The organism is Nonomuraea sp. KM88, assembly GCF_052245635.1.
Classification (GTDB): Bacteria; Actinomycetota; Actinomycetes; order Streptosporangiales; family Streptosporangiaceae; genus Nonomuraea.
Window position 1 is genome coordinate 259,366 of the sequence record NZ_JBQQCC010000009.1, and the last position, 15,297, is coordinate 274,662.

General features: G+C 71.2%; 14 protein-coding genes. 4 read left to right on the plus strand and 10 right to left on the minus strand.

What is annotated here, in order from left to right:
- Positions 1 to 4 precede the first annotated feature (4 nt).
- The 3 genes from ACTWPV_RS26800 (at position 5) to ACTWPV_RS26810 (ending at position 5,134) form a co-directional block, all read left to right on the plus strand.
- Positions 5 to 745, plus strand: coding sequence for a creatininase family protein (locus ACTWPV_RS26800; RefSeq protein ID WP_443153954.1), 741 nt, complete (start codon positions 5 to 7; stop codon positions 743 to 745).
- Positions 746 to 798: 53 nt separating this feature from the next.
- Positions 799 to 1,659, plus strand: coding sequence for an HAD-IIA family hydrolase (locus tag ACTWPV_RS26805; protein WP_443153888.1), 861 nt, complete (start codon positions 799 to 801; stop codon positions 1,657 to 1,659).
- Positions 1,660 to 2,230: 571 nt separating this feature from the next.
- Positions 2,231 to 5,134, plus strand: coding sequence for an AfsR/SARP family transcriptional regulator (locus tag ACTWPV_RS26810; protein ID WP_443153889.1), 2,904 nt, complete (start codon positions 2,231 to 2,233; stop codon positions 5,132 to 5,134).
- Positions 5,135 to 5,228: 94 nt separating this feature from the next.
- On the opposite strand, the gene ACTWPV_RS26815 is transcribed toward ACTWPV_RS26810, so the two are convergent.
- The 5 genes from ACTWPV_RS26815 to ACTWPV_RS26835 form a co-directional block, all read right to left on the minus strand.
- Entirely contained in the window at positions 5,229 to 5,429 is a 201-nt protein-coding gene (locus ACTWPV_RS26815) for a hypothetical protein (RefSeq protein ID WP_443153890.1), read from the minus strand.
- A 157-nt stretch (positions 5,430 to 5,586) separates the two neighbouring features.
- A complete protein-coding gene (gene purU / locus ACTWPV_RS26820; protein ID WP_347643568.1) occupies positions 5,587 to 6,432 on the minus strand; it encodes a formyltetrahydrofolate deformylase in 846 nt (281 codons plus the stop codon).
- A 14-nt stretch (positions 6,433 to 6,446) separates the two neighbouring features.
- Positions 6,447 to 6,842, minus strand: coding sequence for a nuclear transport factor 2 family protein (locus tag ACTWPV_RS26825; protein ID WP_347643567.1), 396 nt, complete (start codon positions 6,840 to 6,842; stop codon positions 6,447 to 6,449).
- A gap of 44 nt (positions 6,843 to 6,886) precedes the next feature.
- Positions 6,887 to 7,060 carry a hypothetical protein gene (locus ACTWPV_RS26830; RefSeq protein WP_443153891.1) on the minus strand — a complete coding sequence of 58 codons (174 nt, stop codon included), beginning with the start codon at positions 7,058 to 7,060 and terminating at the stop codon, positions 6,887 to 6,889.
- A gap of 18 nt (positions 7,061 to 7,078) precedes the next feature.
- A complete protein-coding gene (locus ACTWPV_RS26835) occupies positions 7,079 to 7,837 on the minus strand; it encodes a thioesterase II family protein (RefSeq protein ID WP_347643565.1) in 759 nt (252 codons plus the stop codon).
- A gap of 174 nt (positions 7,838 to 8,011) precedes the next feature.
- Here ACTWPV_RS26835 and asnB point away from each other — a divergent pair, with 174 nt between their 5' ends.
- Complete coding sequence (gene asnB, locus ACTWPV_RS26840; protein ID WP_443153892.1) at positions 8,012 to 9,835, plus strand: asparagine synthase (glutamine-hydrolyzing); 1,824 nt, start codon at positions 8,012 to 8,014, stop codon at positions 9,833 to 9,835.
- Between the two features lie 200 nt (positions 9,836 to 10,035).
- On the opposite strand, the gene ACTWPV_RS26845 is transcribed toward asnB, so the two are convergent.
- The 5 genes from ACTWPV_RS26845 to ACTWPV_RS26865 all read right to left on the minus strand — a co-directional run bounded on the left by ACTWPV_RS26845 (position 10,036) and on the right by ACTWPV_RS26865 (position 15,296).
- Positions 10,036 to 11,226 carry a GntG family PLP-dependent aldolase gene (locus tag ACTWPV_RS26845; protein WP_347643563.1) on the minus strand — a complete coding sequence of 397 codons (1,191 nt, stop codon included), beginning with the start codon at positions 11,224 to 11,226 and terminating at the stop codon, positions 10,036 to 10,038.
- Between the two features lie 75 nt (positions 11,227 to 11,301).
- On the minus strand, positions 11,302 to 11,502 hold the full coding sequence (locus ACTWPV_RS26850) for an MbtH family protein (RefSeq protein WP_347643562.1): 201 nt from the start codon (positions 11,500 to 11,502) through the stop codon (positions 11,302 to 11,304).
- Positions 11,503 to 11,512: 10 nt separating this feature from the next.
- A complete protein-coding gene (locus ACTWPV_RS26855) occupies positions 11,513 to 13,036 on the minus strand; it encodes an argininosuccinate lyase (protein WP_443153893.1) in 1,524 nt (507 codons plus the stop codon).
- A complete protein-coding gene (locus ACTWPV_RS26860; protein ID WP_443153894.1) occupies positions 13,033 to 14,265 on the minus strand; it encodes an ATP-grasp domain-containing protein in 1,233 nt (410 codons plus the stop codon). The genes ACTWPV_RS26855 and ACTWPV_RS26860 overlap by 4 nt, the downstream gene beginning before the upstream one ends.
- Complete coding sequence (locus tag ACTWPV_RS26865; RefSeq protein WP_443153895.1) at positions 14,262 to 15,296, minus strand: pyridoxal-phosphate dependent enzyme; 1,035 nt, start codon at positions 15,294 to 15,296, stop codon at positions 14,262 to 14,264. Before ACTWPV_RS26865 ends, ACTWPV_RS26860 begins: the two co-directional genes overlap by 4 nt.
- Position 15,297: the final 1 nt, after the last annotated feature.

Below are 15,297 nucleotides of genomic sequence, written 5' to 3' on the forward strand. Positions count from 1 at the left end.
ACAGATGACCTCGGCCCGACTCGCCACGGTCGACAGGTCCCTGCCGGTCATACTCCCGCTCGGTGCGGTCGAGCAGCACGGACCACACCTCCCGCTGGCGACGGACCGTATCCTCGTCGACCACTTCTGTCAGGGGATCGACCGGCACCTCGGTGACGACGTGCTGATCCTGCCCACCGTCTCGGTCGGCTACTCCAAGCACCACGACGACTTTCCCGGCACCTTGTCCCTGACGCACGAAACGCTGCTGCGCCAGATCGTGCAGACCGCCGACTCAGCTCTGCGGCACGGCATGACCAGCCTGCTGATTCTCAACGCCCACGGTGGCAACGAAGGCATCGCCCAGGTCGCTTTGGAACAGCTCGGGCACAGCCGGCCCGAATGCAAGATCGTCCGGACGGCGTGGTGGCAGATAGCTTCCGAGGCCCTGCTCGCCATCAGTACGACCGGCCCGGGCGGTGTCGGTCACGCATGCGAACTCGAAACCTCGCTGCTGTTGGCCATCGCCCCCCACCTCGTTGACGAGTCCGCCATACCGCCGCGCGAGAACAAGAGCTGGTTCAGCTGGGACACCGCCGACATGCTCCGCTCGGGGAGCGCCATCATCTACCGCCGCTTCGCCGACGTCTCGTCCACGGGCGTGTTCGGCGACCCCCAGGCCGCCTCCGCAGAAAAGGGGCAGCAGATCAGCGAGATCGTCACGCAGCGCCTGGTTGACCTCGTCCGGTCCATGACGGTCCGGTGAGGGCAGACGTCATTTGTGCAGGACTTCCGGGCCCCACTGACGAGAGGAACCCCGTGCGAGGCGACAACGAGTGCAGGCGCGCTGGCCGGACCGTGCGCCCCGGCGCGCGCCGGGGCGCGTACCGGGCCGTGATCTGCGACCTCGACGGCACCGTGTATCGAGCGGGCCGGCCGCTGCCGGGAGCCGTCGAGAGCTTGGAGCGGATGCGCGCGGCGAACGTGCCCGTTCTCTTCGTCTCCAACAACCCCACCCGCTCCTCGGCATCGTATGCCGAACGGCTGCGGGCGCTGGGCGTGGCCGCAGAGCCGGAAGACGTGCTGACCTCTGGTGGCGTGGTCATAGATTGGCTCCTGGCCGAGGCGGCGGGCGCACGGGTCCTGCTGGTCGGCGAATCGAGCCTGCACGCCGAACTCGCCGGACACGGCATCGGTCTCGTCGACAGCGGCCGCGACGCGGATGTGGTCGTGGTTTCGTTCGACCGTACCTTCGACTATCGCAAGTGGATGGAGGCGTTCCGCGCGCTGCGGGCCGGAGCCCGGTTCGTCGCCACGAACCCCGACCCGACCTGTCCCGTCGACGATGGGGAGGTCCCCGACTGCGGGGGAATCATCGCCGCTCTCGAGGTGACCGTCGGACGCCGGGTCGAGGTCGTCGTGGGCAAGCCGTCGGCGATGATGGCGCACGCCGCACTCGATCGGCTGCGGGCCGCCGCTCATGAGGTGCTCGTCGTCGGGGACCGGCTCGAAACAGACGTTCGTCTGGGCACGCGCAACGGCCTGGACACAGCGCTCGTCCTGACTGGTGTGACCGATCCGGCCGACCTGCACACGGCACCCGACCAGCCGACCTTCGTCCTGGACGATCTCGCGGCGCTGCCGTCCCTGGTGGGGCTCACCGAACCGGAGGCCGGCTGAGCATCCTCAGCACCAGGCTTCCGGCCGGCACCGGCTTGCCGCCGAGGTATCCGACGAGCAGGTCGCGAACCATAACGGGGCCCGGAAGACTACGGGGATGCCCCGCGTGCCGCGTAATTCAGCGGTCCGGAGGAATCTTGGGTGAGCTGACATGGGTACGGCCGGGTCGGCGATTTCGTTTGTCACGGCCGTGCCTTTATGTCGATACAACACGCTGGTGGACGCGCACTGCCGTCGGCCGCAAAGAGTGTCAGAAGATCGCTTGCGTGCGGCATTCAGGAAAGTGCGGTGGCCGGAAATGGCGGCCAATTCCAGCCGTGCGACCGCCGATAATCGACCCTTTTGGAAGGTAGAGGAATTGGGTCCTTGACGCGGCACCTGTCCCTATATACGTTGATCGCAACAACCTTCCATACCGCCCCCGACGCCGCACCTCACCGGTGTCAGGCGGGCATGGAACGCGTGCTTGTCAAGTTACTCAGAATGACTCGGGGGCCGCGCAGTGGCTGGGGGTTTTGGAACGCCGTTCCGGATCCTCGGGCCCATCGAACTCTGCAACGGCGACACCGTCGTGCCCATCGCACCCGGGCGGCAGCCGATCGTTCTCGGGGCGCTGCTGCTGGAAGCCAACCACATCGTCAGCACCGAGCATCTCATCGACGCCGTGTGGGACGAGGATCCTCCGTCGAGCGCGCGCAGCCAGGTGCAGATCTGCATTTCGGCACTGAGGCGGCTGCTCACGCTCTTGCCGGTCGAGGCCGAGATCGTCCGGCGCTCGCCCGGCTACCAGCTCAGCATCACGCCGGAGGATCTGGACTCGTACTGCTTCGAGAGCTTGGTGCACGAGGCCGGGAACCTGGCGCAGGCGGAGGACATCCTCGGGGCGGCCGAGATGTTGCGGGAGGCGCTGTCGCTGTGGCGGGGACCCGCGCTCAGCGGGGTCGCGAGCCAGGTGCTGGAGAGCAAGGCGCTGCGTCTGGACGAGTCCCGGCTCACCGCCCACGAGACCTGCATCAACCTCGAACTGGAGCTGGGCAGGCACCGCGAGCTGATCGGCGAGCTGACGGACCTGGTGCAGCGCAACGCGCTGCGCGAGCGGCTGCGCGGCCAGCTGATGCTTGCCCTGTACAGATCGGGACGGCAGGCGGAGGCCCTCGACGTCTACCGGGCCGGGCGTACACACCTCATCGAGGAACTGGGCCTGGAGCCGGGCGAGGAGCTGCGCCAGCTCGAATCGGCGATCCTGGCGGGCGACGAGTCGCTGCTGCTCGACAGGCCGGCTCACGCCACCGCCACCGCCGCGTCCGCGTCCGAACAGCCCGCGGTGCTCCTGTCGGTCACCCCGCACCAGCTCCCGACCGACATCCCGGACTTCACCGGGCATCGGTCCCTGATCGAGACGGCGGAGAACTTCTTACGCGGAGGCGAGGCCGAGGCGGTCCGCATCGTCGTGATCAGCGGCAAGGCGGGGGTGGGCAAGAGTTCCCTGGCCGTGCACCTCGCTCACCGCCTGTCCGGCGAGTTTCCCAACGGGGAGCTCTACCGGGATTTACGGGGCAGCCAGCCTCAGACCGTGCCACCCGCCGACACGCTTGGCACGTTCCTGCGCTCGCTCGGGATCCCGGGCCCTGCCGTGCCGAGCAGCGTCGAGGAGCGTACCGCCACCTATCGCAGCATGCTGGCCAACACGCAGACGCTGGTGATGCTGGAAGACGTGGAGAGCGAGGCCCAGGTCGTCCCGCTGCTGCCGGGCAGCGCCGGATGCGCGGTGATCATCACCAGCCGAGCGCGGCTGACCGGGCTGCCCGGCGCGCTGCAGCTCCCCGTGGAGGTCATGGACCAGGAACAGTCGCTGGAGCTGATCGGGAAGGTCATCGGCCCCGACCGGGTGGCGGCCGAGCCGGAAGCCGCCGCCGCGCTGACCCAGGTGGTGGGCGGCCTGCCGCTGGCGCTGAGGATCGTGGCGGCCCGGCTCGCCGCCCGCCCGCACTGGTCGCTGGCCTCGATGGTGGGCCGCCTGGCCGACGAGCGGCACCGGCTCGACGAGCTCGCTCACGGCGAGATGGTCGTCAGGAAGAGCCTTTCGCTCACGTACGAGAGCATGGACGAGCGCACCCGCAGGCTCCTGCGGCTGCTGAGCGTGGCGGAGTCCGTGACGATCCCCGCCTGGTTCGCCGGGGCCCTGCTCGACGACGACGTGTACCGCGCCATGGACCGGCTGGAGCAGCTCGTCGACGACCAGATGCTCGACGTGGCCGGGGTGGACGCGGGCGGCGATCCGCGCTACAAGTTCCACGGCCTCATCCGGGTGTTCACCCGGGAGCGGCTGCACGAGCACGAGGACGAGCCGACCAGGCTCACCGTACTCGGCCGGGTGACGGGCGCATGGTTGCACATCGCGGAGGAGGCGCACCGCCGCCTGCACGGGGGCGACTACACGCTCCTGCACGGCTCGGCCCCGCGCTGGACACTCCCGGGCCACCACCTCGACCGGCTGCTGGAGAGCCCGCTCGACTGGCTCGAACGCGAGCGGGGCAACCTGTGCGCCGCCGTGATGCAGGCCGCCGACCACGGCCTGGACGAGGCGTGCTGGGACCTGGCGGTCACCCTGGTGTCCCTCTTCGAGACCCGCAGCTATTTCGAGGACTGGCAGCACACGCACGAGAGGGCGTTGATCGCCACCAGGTCGGCGGGCAACGTGCGCGGCATGTCGGCGCTCATGTGCTCGCTCGGCTCCATGCATCTCAACCAGCGCCGCACTTCCCTGGCGCGCCCGCTGCTGGAGTCGGCGCTCGCCCAGTTCCGCGAACTCGGCGACGAGCACGGTACGGCCCTGGCCTCGCGGAACCTGGGCCTGCTCCACTACCGGCAGGGGGAGCTGGACAGGGCCGCGGAGCTGTACCGGCAGGCACTGGCCGGGTTTCGGCTCCACACGGACCTGGTCGGCGAGGCCCACGTCCTGGCGAACATGGCGCAGATCGAGCTGGACCTGCAGCAGTACGCCGCGGCGGAGGAACGGCTGAACCGGGCCCTGGAGATCGTCAGGGAGACCAGCAGCCGCCGGGTGGAGGCCCAGGTGCTGAACAAGCTCTGCAAGACGCACCTGCTGAGCGGCGACTACGAGCGGGCTGAGCAGGTCGAGGGCACCGTCCTGCGCATGGTGCGCGACATCGGCGACATCATCGGCGAGAGCTACGCCCTGCAGAACCTCGGCATCGTGTACGGCCGGCAGCGGAAGTTCGACACGAGCGAGCGCATGCTGCGGCAGGCGGTGGAGGTCCGGGAAGGGATCATGGACCATCTGGGCGCCTCGCAGATCCGGCTCGACCTGGCCGAGATCCTGACGGTCAAGGGTGACACCACCGAGGCGCTGGCGGTCGCGGAGAAGGCGCTGGCCATGTTCCAGGAACGGCAGGCCGAACAGTGGTCAAGGAGGGCCGACGAGATCGTCGCGGCCCTCCTTGACCGGGGGTGACCCGGCTGCCGGGGTCGGCTGCCGGATTCGGGCGGGTTCAGCCCACGGGGCGGGAGTGAGCTGGTCCCACGGCGTGTCGTTCGTGGGGGTGGAGCTAGTCCCAGGGCGTGTCGTCGTTGGCGGGGGTGGGGCCGTCCCAGGGGGTGTCGTTGGTGGGGGTGGGCTGGTCCCAGGGGGTGTCGGTGGTGGGGGTGGGTCCGTCCCAGGGGGTGTCGGCGTAGGCGATGGCGGTGGCGGGGCCGAGCAGGGTGGCGAGGGAGATCGTGGCGGTGATGACGATCTTCTTGATCTGCATGGCGGGGACCCCTTCACCTGGGCTTTCGGCTGGTTGCTGCGATGCCTCAGAAGGTATGGAAGGAGTCATTCGCGGCCCTATCGCGCGGCTTATCGCCGCCGGGTGCGTCCCGTGATGGCGCGACGATAGGTTCGTGACAGCCTCGTGACGGCTTCGCCTACCTGAACACCACCACCCGGTTGCCGTTGAGAAGGAGCCGGTGCTGGATGTGCCACTGGACCGCCCGCGCCAGCGCCAGGCACTCGACGTCGCGCCCGGCGGCGGCCAGGCGGTCGGGACAGAAGGTGTGGTCGACGCGGACGACCTCCTGCTCGATGATGGGCCCCTCGTCCAGGTCGGCGGTCACGTAGTGCGCGGTCGCGCCGATCAGCTTCACCCCGCGGACGTGAGCCTGCCGGTACGGCCCGGCGCCCTTGAAGCTGGGCAGGAACGAGTGGTGGATGTTGATGGCCCTGCCGTCGAGCTGCTTGCACACGTCGTCGCCGAGGATCTGCATGTACCTGGCCAGAACGACCAGGTCGATCCGATGCTCCTCCACCAGCGCCAGCAGCCTGTCCTCCGCGTCCTGCCTGGTGTCCGGGGTCACGGGGACGTGCTCGAAGCGGATCCCGTGGGAGGTCACCAGGTCGGCCAGGTCGGGATGGTTCGACACCACGAGCGGGATGTCGGCGGGCAGCTCTCCGATGCGCCGGCGGAAGAGCAGGTCGTTGAGGCAGTGGCCGTACTTGGAGACCATGATGAGGAGGCGCGGCCTGGCGGAGGCGTCGGCGAGCCGCCATTGCATGCCCAGGCTCTCGGCCGTCGGGGCGAAGTCGGCCCGCAGCTCCGCGAGGTCGCCCGGCGCGCTGAAGTGCACGCGCATGAACAGCCGGCTCGAGGCGTTGTCCCCGTGCTGCTGGCTCTGCAGGATGTTGCCGCCGTGCCGCAGCAGGAATCCGGAGATCGCGTGAACCACGCCCGCGCGGTCGGGGCAGGCGAACGTGAGCACATACTCCTCCGACATGCCATCCTCCTAGGTCAGCCAGGGGCGATGAAGTAGAACGTCTGCTGGGCGGAGAAGAGGCCGCTGGCGGAGAGCGTGAAGACGTCGGCGAACTCCAACGGCCCCTCGCCGGGCTCGTCCGGCTCCCGCGTACGGCTTCCGACGACGGCGATGTGTTCCGTGGAGGCGATGACCGTGCTCACCGTGTGGTGGCAGCGCCCGACCCGCTTCTCCTGGAAGCGCTCCAGCTCGGTCCGGCCGCGCACGGTCAGGCCTGGCCTGCTCAGCACCACGTCCTTCTCGAAGAGCGAGGCGTAGGCGTCGACGTCGCCGGCGTCGAGGTATTCGTAGCTGAGCTGGGCGTGGTCCACGGCGATGGAGGCGAGGCCGGCGCTGCGGACGCATCCGGCCCGCGGATCATCGTGAGACATGGTTGCGGTTCCCTCTGTCTGCGGTGGGCAGGGCGGGCCGGCGGTCAGGAAGCTCCGTGCCGCTCCCGGACCATCAGCAGGAAGAGCTCGTCCTTCTGGTCCAGGGCGTGGATGCGGGAGAACATGCCGTCCAGGTCCTGCGGGCAGGACAGGCGGCGGTGGTGGCGGCTGCGGAAGGCGTCGCAGCGCTGCTCGATGACCTGGCCGTAGTCGTTCATGGGTGTCCCTTCTCGCCGCTAGCCGCGGCTGAACTGGAGCTGGCCGAGCAGCTCGCCCACGGACTCCAGCACCGTGGGCAGCTCCTCGTGGATGAAGAAGTGGTCGCCCGGCAGCACGCGCATGCTGAACGGCCCGCCGGTCAGGTCGCCCCAGGCGGCGACGTCCGCCACGGAAACGGCGGCGTCGGCGGCGCCGCACAGCGCGTCGATCGGCACCGGGATCGGCGTGCGGGGAGCCCAGGACTGTCCGGCCACCACGGCGAAGTCGGCTCGCAGGGTCGGCAGGGCGAGGTCGACCAGCTCGGGCGAGTCGAAGAACGCGGGCGGCGTGCCGCCGAGCCCGCGCAGGTGAGCCAGGAACTCCTGGTCGGGCAGCAGGTGGGCGGCGGCGGGCGGCCCCAGGTGCGGCGGCGGCGAGCCGGCCGCGATGATCCGCTCGGGCAGCGGCCAGCCCCGCTCCAGCAGGGCGCAGGCGACCTCGTACGCGATCCGCGCGCCCATGCTGTGCCCGAAGATCGCGAACGGCCGGTCAAGGTACGTGCGCACGCCCGCGAGGAGGTCGTCCACGAGAGCGCCCATGTCGTGGTGCGGCGGCTCACTGAACCTGCTCCCTCTGCCGGGAAGCTGGAGCGGGATCACTGCGGCCCCGTGGATCTCCCGTGGCCATTCCTGGTACACGTTCGCGCTGCCACCCGCGTAGGGCAGGCAGAACAGGATGCGCTGCGCGTCGCCTACGGGCCGGGCCGTCCAGCGGCCGGGCCGGGTTCTGAGGGACATGGGTCCTCCTTGACTTCCCTGTGTCTCCAAGGTCCCCGCAACAGCCGCGGGACACAATTAGGGGAAATCCCCTGATGCGCGGACCCAGGGGGAAGTCCCGCAGGTCGCTTGCCTCGTCCGGGGTGTTCGGCATATCACCGATTTCAGGCCGCTCTCACGGAAAGGTGTTCGGCGATGTGTGGAATAGTCGGATGGGTCGACTGGCAACGTGACCTACGCGACCACCGCGACGTGCTGGCCGCGATGACCGAGACGCTGGCCTGCCGGGGCCCTGACGGTTCCGGCGTGTGGACCGCCCGTCACGTGGGCTTCGGGCACCGCAGGCTGGCCGTGCTCGACGTGGCGGGCGGCGCCCAGCCCGCGGTGGCGGAGGCGGTCGCGATGACCTACAACGGCGAGGTCTACAATTTCCGCGAATTGCGCGATGAATTACGGGCCAAGGGCCACCGCTTCACCACCACGTGTGACACGGAAGTGGTCTTGCGTGCGTATCTCGAATGGGGAGAGGATTTCGCCGGACGGCTGTCCGGAATATATGCGCTGGCCATCTGGGACGGGCGTACCGAAGAGCTGGTGCTGGTGCGGGACCGGCTCGGCGTGAAGCCGCTGTACTTCACCGGGACCCCGCACGGAGTGATCTTCGGCTCTGAGCCCAAGGCCCTGCTGGCCAACCCCGGCTTCGCGCCCGTCATCGACGCCGACGGGCTCGCCGAGCTCTTCGCCGCCGCGTCGGCGCCCACGCCCGGCCGCTCCCCCCTGCGCGGCCTGTCCGAGGTCCGCCCCGGGACGCTGGTACGGGTGAGCAGGCGGGGCACGCGCCACCGCACGTACTGGAGCCTGACCGCGCGGCCCCACGAGGACGGCGACGAGGCGACCGTGCGGCGCGTGCGCGAGCTCCTGGGCAGCGCGGTGGACGAGCAGCTCGTCTCCGACGTGCCGCTGTGCAGCCTGCTGTCGGGCGGCCTGGACTCCAGCGCGGTGACGGCCCTGGGCGCCCGGTCCTACCGGGGCGGCGCGTACGGCGACAAGCTGAGCAGCTACGCGGTCGACTTCCACGACAGCGGCAAACATTTCCAGGAGACCACGCTGCACCACAGTCTCGACGCGCCCTACGCCCGGGCGGTCGCCTCCCACGTCGGCACCAGCCACACCGAGGTGCTGCTCGACGTGCCCGACCTGCTGGCCTGGTCCGACGCCACGACGAGGGCGCGCGACCTGCCGGGGCTGGGCGACGCCGACATCTCCCTGCACCTGCTCTTCCGCAGGGTGGCCAGGGACTGCACGGTCGCGCTGTCGGGCGAGTCGGCCGACGAGGTGTTCGGCGGCTACCCGTGGTTCGCCAGGGAGGCGGCCGAGCCCACCGGGTTCTTCCCCTGGTACCGCGCCGCGCCGCTGGGCCTGGCGGGCCTGCTCGGGGCGGAGGCCGCGGCCTGGTGCCGGCCCGGCGCGTACCTGGCCGAGAGTTACGCGCAGGCGATGCGGGAGGTGCCGCGGCTCGGCGGGGAGAGCTCCGCCGAGCGGCGGCTGCGCGAGGTCGGCCACCTGTACCTCACGCGTTTCCTGCCTCTCCTGCTGACGCGCATGGACCGCATGAGCATGGCGGCGGGGCTGGAGGTCCGGGTGCCGTTCTGCGACCACCGGCTGGTGGACTACGTGTGGAACGTGCCGTGGCGGCTCAAGAACGCCGGCGGCATCGAGAAGGGGCTGCTGCGCCGCGCCGTGGCGGATCTGCTGCCCGCCGAGGTGCTCAACCGGCCCAAGAGCGCCTACCCCGCCATGCAGAACCCCGCCTACGTGGCATCGCTGCGCGCCCGGGTGCGCGACGCGGTCGCCGATCCGGCCGGTCCGCTGAAGGACCTGCTCGATGCGGGCGCGGTCAGGGCGCTGCTCGACCCCGGCGGCCCGCAGCCCGCCACCACCCTGGGCAGCGTCCGGGCGCTGGGGTTCCTGGTGCAGTTCGACCACTGGTTCCGTACGTACGGCGTGGCGTTCGCCTGAACGCCGGCGGCCCGGCTCGTCGTTCACGAGCCGGGCCCTCGTGCTCTTCAGTAGGGAAGTCTCCGCCCGGAGGGCGTGCGAAGATCGGGCTGCTGCTCGCGCAGGTGCTTGGAGGGGCGCTTGGGGAGCTGGATGCGCTTCATGGTCCGGTCCTTCCCTGGTTCCGGCGTTTCCTCTCACCTCCACGATGCGAAGTGCCCTTATCGTCGCGGCATCATCCCGCTCTCATGGCGGGCCGGGAACTCGGCGCCACGGGGGCCCGGGGCCAGCAGGTCGGCGAAGATGGCGATGGCCCGGTCGATGGCCTCCCGCCCGACGTACGCGTGCGTCACCGCCCGGATGCGCCCGCGACCGAGCTCCTCCACCCGTACGCCCCGCCGGGCCGCGGCGGCGATGAACGACCTGGTGGTGTACCGGTCGTCGCGGATGCGGAAGAAGACCATGTTGGTCACCGGCGGGCCGGGGTCGAGGCGTACGCCGGGCAGCCTGGACAGCCCTCTGGCCAGCCGGGTCGCGTTCTCGTGGTCCTCGGCCAGCCTGTCGGTCATCTCGGTGAGCGCGATGATGCCGCACGCGGCGATCATTCCGGACTGGCGCATGCCGCCGCCGAGCATCTTGCGCATCCGCCGGGCGTGCGCGATCAGCTTGCGGTCGCCCACGAGCACGGATCCGATCGGCGCCGAGAGCCCCTTGGACAGGCACACCTGGATGGTGTCGGCGTAGTGCCCGATCTCGGCGGGCGTGACGCCGAGCGCCACCGCCGCGTTGAACAGCCGGGCCCCGTCCAGGTGCAGTCCGACGCCGTGACGGCGGGCGAGCTGGCCCACCTCGGCCAGGTAGTCGAGCTGGAGGGGCAGCCCGCCGCACCGGTTCTGCGGGGTCTCCAGGCTGATCACCGCGGGCGGCGCGATCTGCGGGTCGGAGCGGTCGACCGTGCAGGCCTCCTCGATGTCGGCCAGGTCGATCGTGCCGTCGCGCTGGTTGGGCAGTGCGTCGTAGACGATGCCGCCGCACAATGAGGCGCCACCGGCCTCGTAGACGTAGATGTCCGACTCATGGCCGACGATGGCCTTGCCTCCGCGCGGGCAGTGCGCCAGCAGCGCCGTGAGGTTGGCCATGGTGCCGCTCGGCATGAGGCAGCCGGCCTCCTTGCCCAGCAGGTCGGCCGCCAGGGCCTCCAGCCGGGTCACCGTGGGGTCCTCGCCGTAGACGTCGTCGCCGAGCGGGGCGCGGGAGGCGGCCTCCAGCATGGCCGGGGTCGGCAGGGTGAAGGTGTCGCTCCTCAGCTCCACATGGCCGGAGGACTCGGGAGAGCCCGCGCCGCCGGCCGTGAGGATCGGCGCGGGGTCGTGCATCACGTCGTACGTAGGGTTGTGCAGCAGGCTTGTCATGGGATCTCCAGGGGAGCAGCGCGGCGGCGGAGGTGCCGGCCGCCCCGGACGTCCGGAGCGGCCGGCGGGGAGGGGCTAGCGGGCGGTGGCGGCCATGTGCTCGCGCAGGCTGCGCGGGCGCATGTCGGTCCAGATCTCGTCGATGTGTGCCAGGCAGTCGTCCTTGGGCCCGGCGAACCCCTGGGCCTGCCAGCCCTCGGGCGGCTGCCGGTCGGCCGGCCAGATCGAGTACTGGTGCTCGTCGTTGCGTACCACGGTGTACTGGCGCTCGGTCATGATGCTCTCCTCATGCGGTTTTCTGGTGGTTGGTGAGAATGTCGTGCACGGCCGCGTCGAGTTCAGCGGCGGCCTCGGCCCACCTCCTGCGACGGCGGGCCGCGCGGCGGCGCAGGTCGGTCAGGCGGGCGCCGACGTCGGGCAGGGCCGCTTCCAGCGCTCCCGGCCCCGGCCCGCCTCCGTAGTTCGCGGTGGCCGCGACGGAATCGGGGTCGAGCCCGGACCACACCGCCGGCCCGTACTGGGGCAGGCGCTGCCGGGCCACGTCCTCCAGCGGCCGGCCGGTCTCCAGCGCCTCGACCGCGATGGCGCCCACCCGGTGGTGCGCGCTGCGGAACGGCATGCCCGCGCTCACCAGGCGCTCGGCCAGGTGGGTGGCCACGGTCTGCCCCTCCACCGCGCTCTGCCGCATCCGCGCCGCGTCCGGCTCTGCGCCCTCCAGCACCAGCCGGAGCAGGACGACGGCGTCCGTCGCCGCCTCCAGCGTGGACCAGATGTGCGCGACCGCCTCGGTGCCCACGGCGATGGCGTTCGTGAAGCGGGAGGTGCACATGGCGCTGACCGCGGCCGTGAAGGCGCCGAGCGCCACGGTGGCGCGGCCCTGCACGTGTTCGAGCAGGAACGGATTGCGCTTCTGCGGCATCATGGAGCTCGACCCCACCACGTCGTCGGCCAGGTGCAGCAGCCCGGACTCGACGCTGGACCAGTGCTGCACGTCGTGCGCGACGCGGCACAGCAGCACGCCCAGCACCGCCGCCGCCGACGTCAGCCGCAGCACGACGTCCCTGGAGGCGACCGCGTGCACGGAGTTGGCCAGCGGCTCGGAGAAGCCCAGCAGCCGGGTGGTCCGCCGCGGGTCGATCGGCAGGGACGTCCCGCCCACGGCCCCGGCGCCCAGGGGGTTCTGCTCGATCTCCTCCCCCGCGTTCCACAGGTCCGCCATATCCCTGACCAGGGCGGCCGCCACGCCGACCAGGTAGTGGCCGTACGTGATGGGCACCGCGGGCTGGTGGTGGGTGTAGGCGGGCATCGTCACGGCGGCGTACCGGCGGCCGTCGCTCAGCAGCCGCCGGCCCAGCAGGTCGCACTCGGCCAGCAGCCGGTCGTACGGCTCGCGCAGCCGCAACCGGATCACCGTGGCGTTGAGGTCGTTGCGGGAGCGGCCGCTGTGCAGGATGCCGCCGACGTCGGGCCCGAGCGTGTCGATCAGGTACGACTCGTAGGCCAGGTAACGCCCGCGCGGCGCCGGGAGGTCGATCAGCGGCCCGAAGTGCGCCTTGCGCAGCCGCTCGATCCCTTCGAGCAGCCGCTGGGCCGCCTCGGGCGCGGCGATGCCCTGCTCGACCAGCATGACCAGGTGCGCCCGGTCCACCTGGCTGATGAGCTGCAGCTCGGCCGCGACGGGCTCGGCCGACGGCCGCAGGTGGCGGTCGAAGAGGATCTCCTGCGCGGCCGCGCACACGGGACGCTTCAGCCGGCCGGAGTCCCAGGCCGTGGGAGAGGAAGCGGGGATCGACGTCGTCGGGCTACTCATGGTGACACTCCTTCGGGGAGCGGCCGGATGGCTGTCCTGAGACAGTCCAGGGCGGCGGCCGCGGCCGCGCTGCTCTCTTCGGCCCGGTCGGACACGGTGAGCACGTGTCCGATCCGGTCGCGGAAGTCGCGAGCCGGCCGCAACCGGTCGCCACGACCGCGATACAACGTGATCTCTTCCACGCCGGGCAACCGCGTGGCCGCGCCGAGCGTGTCAGGAGGGCCGTCCAGGACGGCCGGGAGGTCGCTGACCAGGAAGCGGATGCAGGCGTGCCGGTCGTGGACGGGGGTCAGCCTGACGCGCGCGCCGAGAGCGGCGGCCACCTGCGCGGTGACCAGGTCGAGCCCGCTGGCCCTGCGGACCATCTCGGGGATCATGCCGCCGGCCAGCCTGCAGTTGACCTCGATCACCCGCGGGCCGTCCTCGGTGAGCCTGAGCTCCACATGTGCGGCGCCGAAGCCCAGGCCGAGCCCGCGCACCGCGTGCTCGGCGGTCTGCCGCATCCGGGCGGCCTCGGGGTACGGCAGTCCTGCGGGCAGGTCGTGACCGATCTCCACGAAGTACGGGGCGGGCCCGAGGTGCTTGGCGACGACGGCCACGGCGAAGCCGGCGAAGGTCTCCACCGAGAACTCCGGGCCTCGTACGTACTCCTCGACCAGCACCAGGGGCTCGACCGGCAGGCCGCGCTCGTTGGCGGTGACGGCGAGCAGGCTCTCGGCGTGGCCCGCCACGTCCTTGTCGTCGGAGCACTTCAGCACGCCCGTGCTGCCCGACCCGGCGGCCGGCTTGACGACCACGGGATAGCCGATGGCCCGCGCGGCCGTCACCGCCTCCCTCGCCGAGGCGGCGGCGGCGTGGCGCGGCGAGGGCACGCCGGCGGCCGCCATCGCGTCGCGCTGCCGCCCCTTGTGCCGGCAGGCGGTCACGGCGGCGGGGTCGGGGCCGGGCAGGCCGAGCTCGGCGGCCACCTGGGCGGCCGCCGGCACGTAGTACTCGGAGCTGGTGCTCACGCCGGCCAGGTCCGGCACGTCGCGCGCGGCGCGCAGCACCGCCTCGGCGTCGCCGGTGTCCACGCGGCGGGTCTCGATCCGGTGCTCGCGGGCGTAGCCGTAGCGGTCCGGGTCGGCGGCCAGCAGCAGCGGCCGGGCGCCGAGCTCGCGGGCACGCCGGGCGAACAGCAGGCCGGTCCCGGTGCTGTTGCTCTCGACGAGCAGCAGGGTCGCGGTCATGGCCGCACCCCGATCAGGTCGTGGAGCCGCCGCCGGTTCCAGTCGATACGCGACCAGCCGCCGAGCTCCTGTGCCGGATGGGCGACCTCGACCGGCTCGGGGGCCACGGGGGCGTCGAGCAGATCGATCGCGCGCAGCCACTCGTCGTCGTAGACGGTGTCCAGGTAGCGGTAACCCTCGTCGGGGAGCAGGGCGACCACCTGCGCGTCGGGGTTGCACCTGGCCCACCAGGAGGCGACCAGGAAAGCGGCGCCGCTGGTCGGGCCCATGAACAGGCAGTGCCTGCCGTAGAGCCGGCGGGTGGCGTGGAAGGCCTCGGCCGGGCCCACCCAGTGGACCTCGTCGTAGCTCTCGTGCTGGACGTTGCCCGGCACCAGGCTGTTGCCGAGGCCGCGCAGGAGGCGGGGCCGGTCGGGCTGCCCGAAGATGATGCTGCCCGGCGTGTCCACTCCGACCAGGTGCAGGTCGGGCGACACGAGCCTGAGGAAGGAGCTGGTGCCGAGGGTCGAGCCGCCGGAGCCGACGGCCCCGACCAGGCAGTCGATGGGCCCGACGGCTTCGGAGAGCTGCTCGGCGACGACGGAGTAGGCCGCGGGGTTGTCCGGGTTGCCGTACTGGTTGGGGATGTAGTGGTCGGGATGCTCGTCACGCAGCTCGGCCAGCCGGTCCAGGCGGGCGCGCTGGTAGCCGCCCTCGGGGCTCGGGTCCTCGCAGATCTCCACGCGGGTGCCGAGCTGGTTCAGCCGCCGCCGCAACCCGGGGTCGATCGCGGGATCGCCCACGATCGTCAGGGCGTTGCCGCGCAGACGGCACACGATCGCCAATCCGAGCCCGAAGGTGCCCGAGGAGGTCTCCAGCACCGTGGTGCCCCAGTCCAGCTCGCCCCGCTCGGCGGCGCGATCGAGCATGTAACGGGCAGGCAGCAGCTTCATCAGCCCGAACGCGGCGACATGCAGGTTGTGCCCGATCCGGATGAGCCTCGGCAACTGCGTCGCTTCGACAATGGATCGGCTGGGCGCGACGGATCGCATG

What these genes read in the sequence shown, in the direction of transcription:
- ACTWPV_RS26800 (WP_443153954.1), top strand. Translation starts at nt 5, where the DNA reads ATGACCTCGGCCCGACTCGCCACGGTCGACAGGTCCCTGCCGGTCATA.
- asnB (WP_443153892.1), top strand. Translation starts at nt 8,012, where the DNA reads ATGTGTGGAATAGTCGGATGGGTCGACTGGCAACGTGACCTACGCGAC.
- ACTWPV_RS26845 (WP_347643563.1), bottom strand. Translation starts at nt 11,226, where the DNA reads ATGACAAGCCTGCTGCACAACCCTACGTACGACGTGATGCACGACCCC.
- ACTWPV_RS26830 (WP_443153891.1), bottom strand. Translation starts at nt 7,060, where the DNA reads ATGAACGACTACGGCCAGGTCATCGAGCAGCGCTGCGACGCCTTCCGC.
- ACTWPV_RS26865 (WP_443153895.1), bottom strand. Translation starts at nt 15,296, where the DNA reads ATGCGATCCGTCGCGCCCAGCCGATCCATTGTCGAAGCGACGCAGTTG.
- ACTWPV_RS26855 (WP_443153893.1), bottom strand. Translation starts at nt 13,036, where the DNA reads ATGAGTAGCCCGACGACGTCGATCCCCGCTTCCTCTCCCACGGCCTGG.
- ACTWPV_RS26850 (WP_347643562.1), bottom strand. Translation starts at nt 11,502, where the DNA reads ATGACCGAGCGCCAGTACACCGTGGTACGCAACGACGAGCACCAGTAC.
- ACTWPV_RS26815 (WP_443153890.1), bottom strand. Translation starts at nt 5,429, where the DNA reads ATGCAGATCAAGAAGATCGTCATCACCGCCACGATCTCCCTCGCCACC.
- purU (WP_347643568.1), bottom strand. Translation starts at nt 6,432, where the DNA reads ATGTCGGAGGAGTATGTGCTCACGTTCGCCTGCCCCGACCGCGCGGGC.
- ACTWPV_RS26825 (WP_347643567.1), bottom strand. Translation starts at nt 6,842, where the DNA reads ATGTCTCACGATGATCCGCGGGCCGGATGCGTCCGCAGCGCCGGCCTC.
- ACTWPV_RS26835 (WP_347643565.1), bottom strand. Translation starts at nt 7,837, where the DNA reads ATGTCCCTCAGAACCCGGCCCGGCCGCTGGACGGCCCGGCCCGTAGGC.
- ACTWPV_RS26860 (WP_443153894.1), bottom strand. Translation starts at nt 14,265, where the DNA reads ATGACCGCGACCCTGCTGCTCGTCGAGAGCAACAGCACCGGGACCGGC.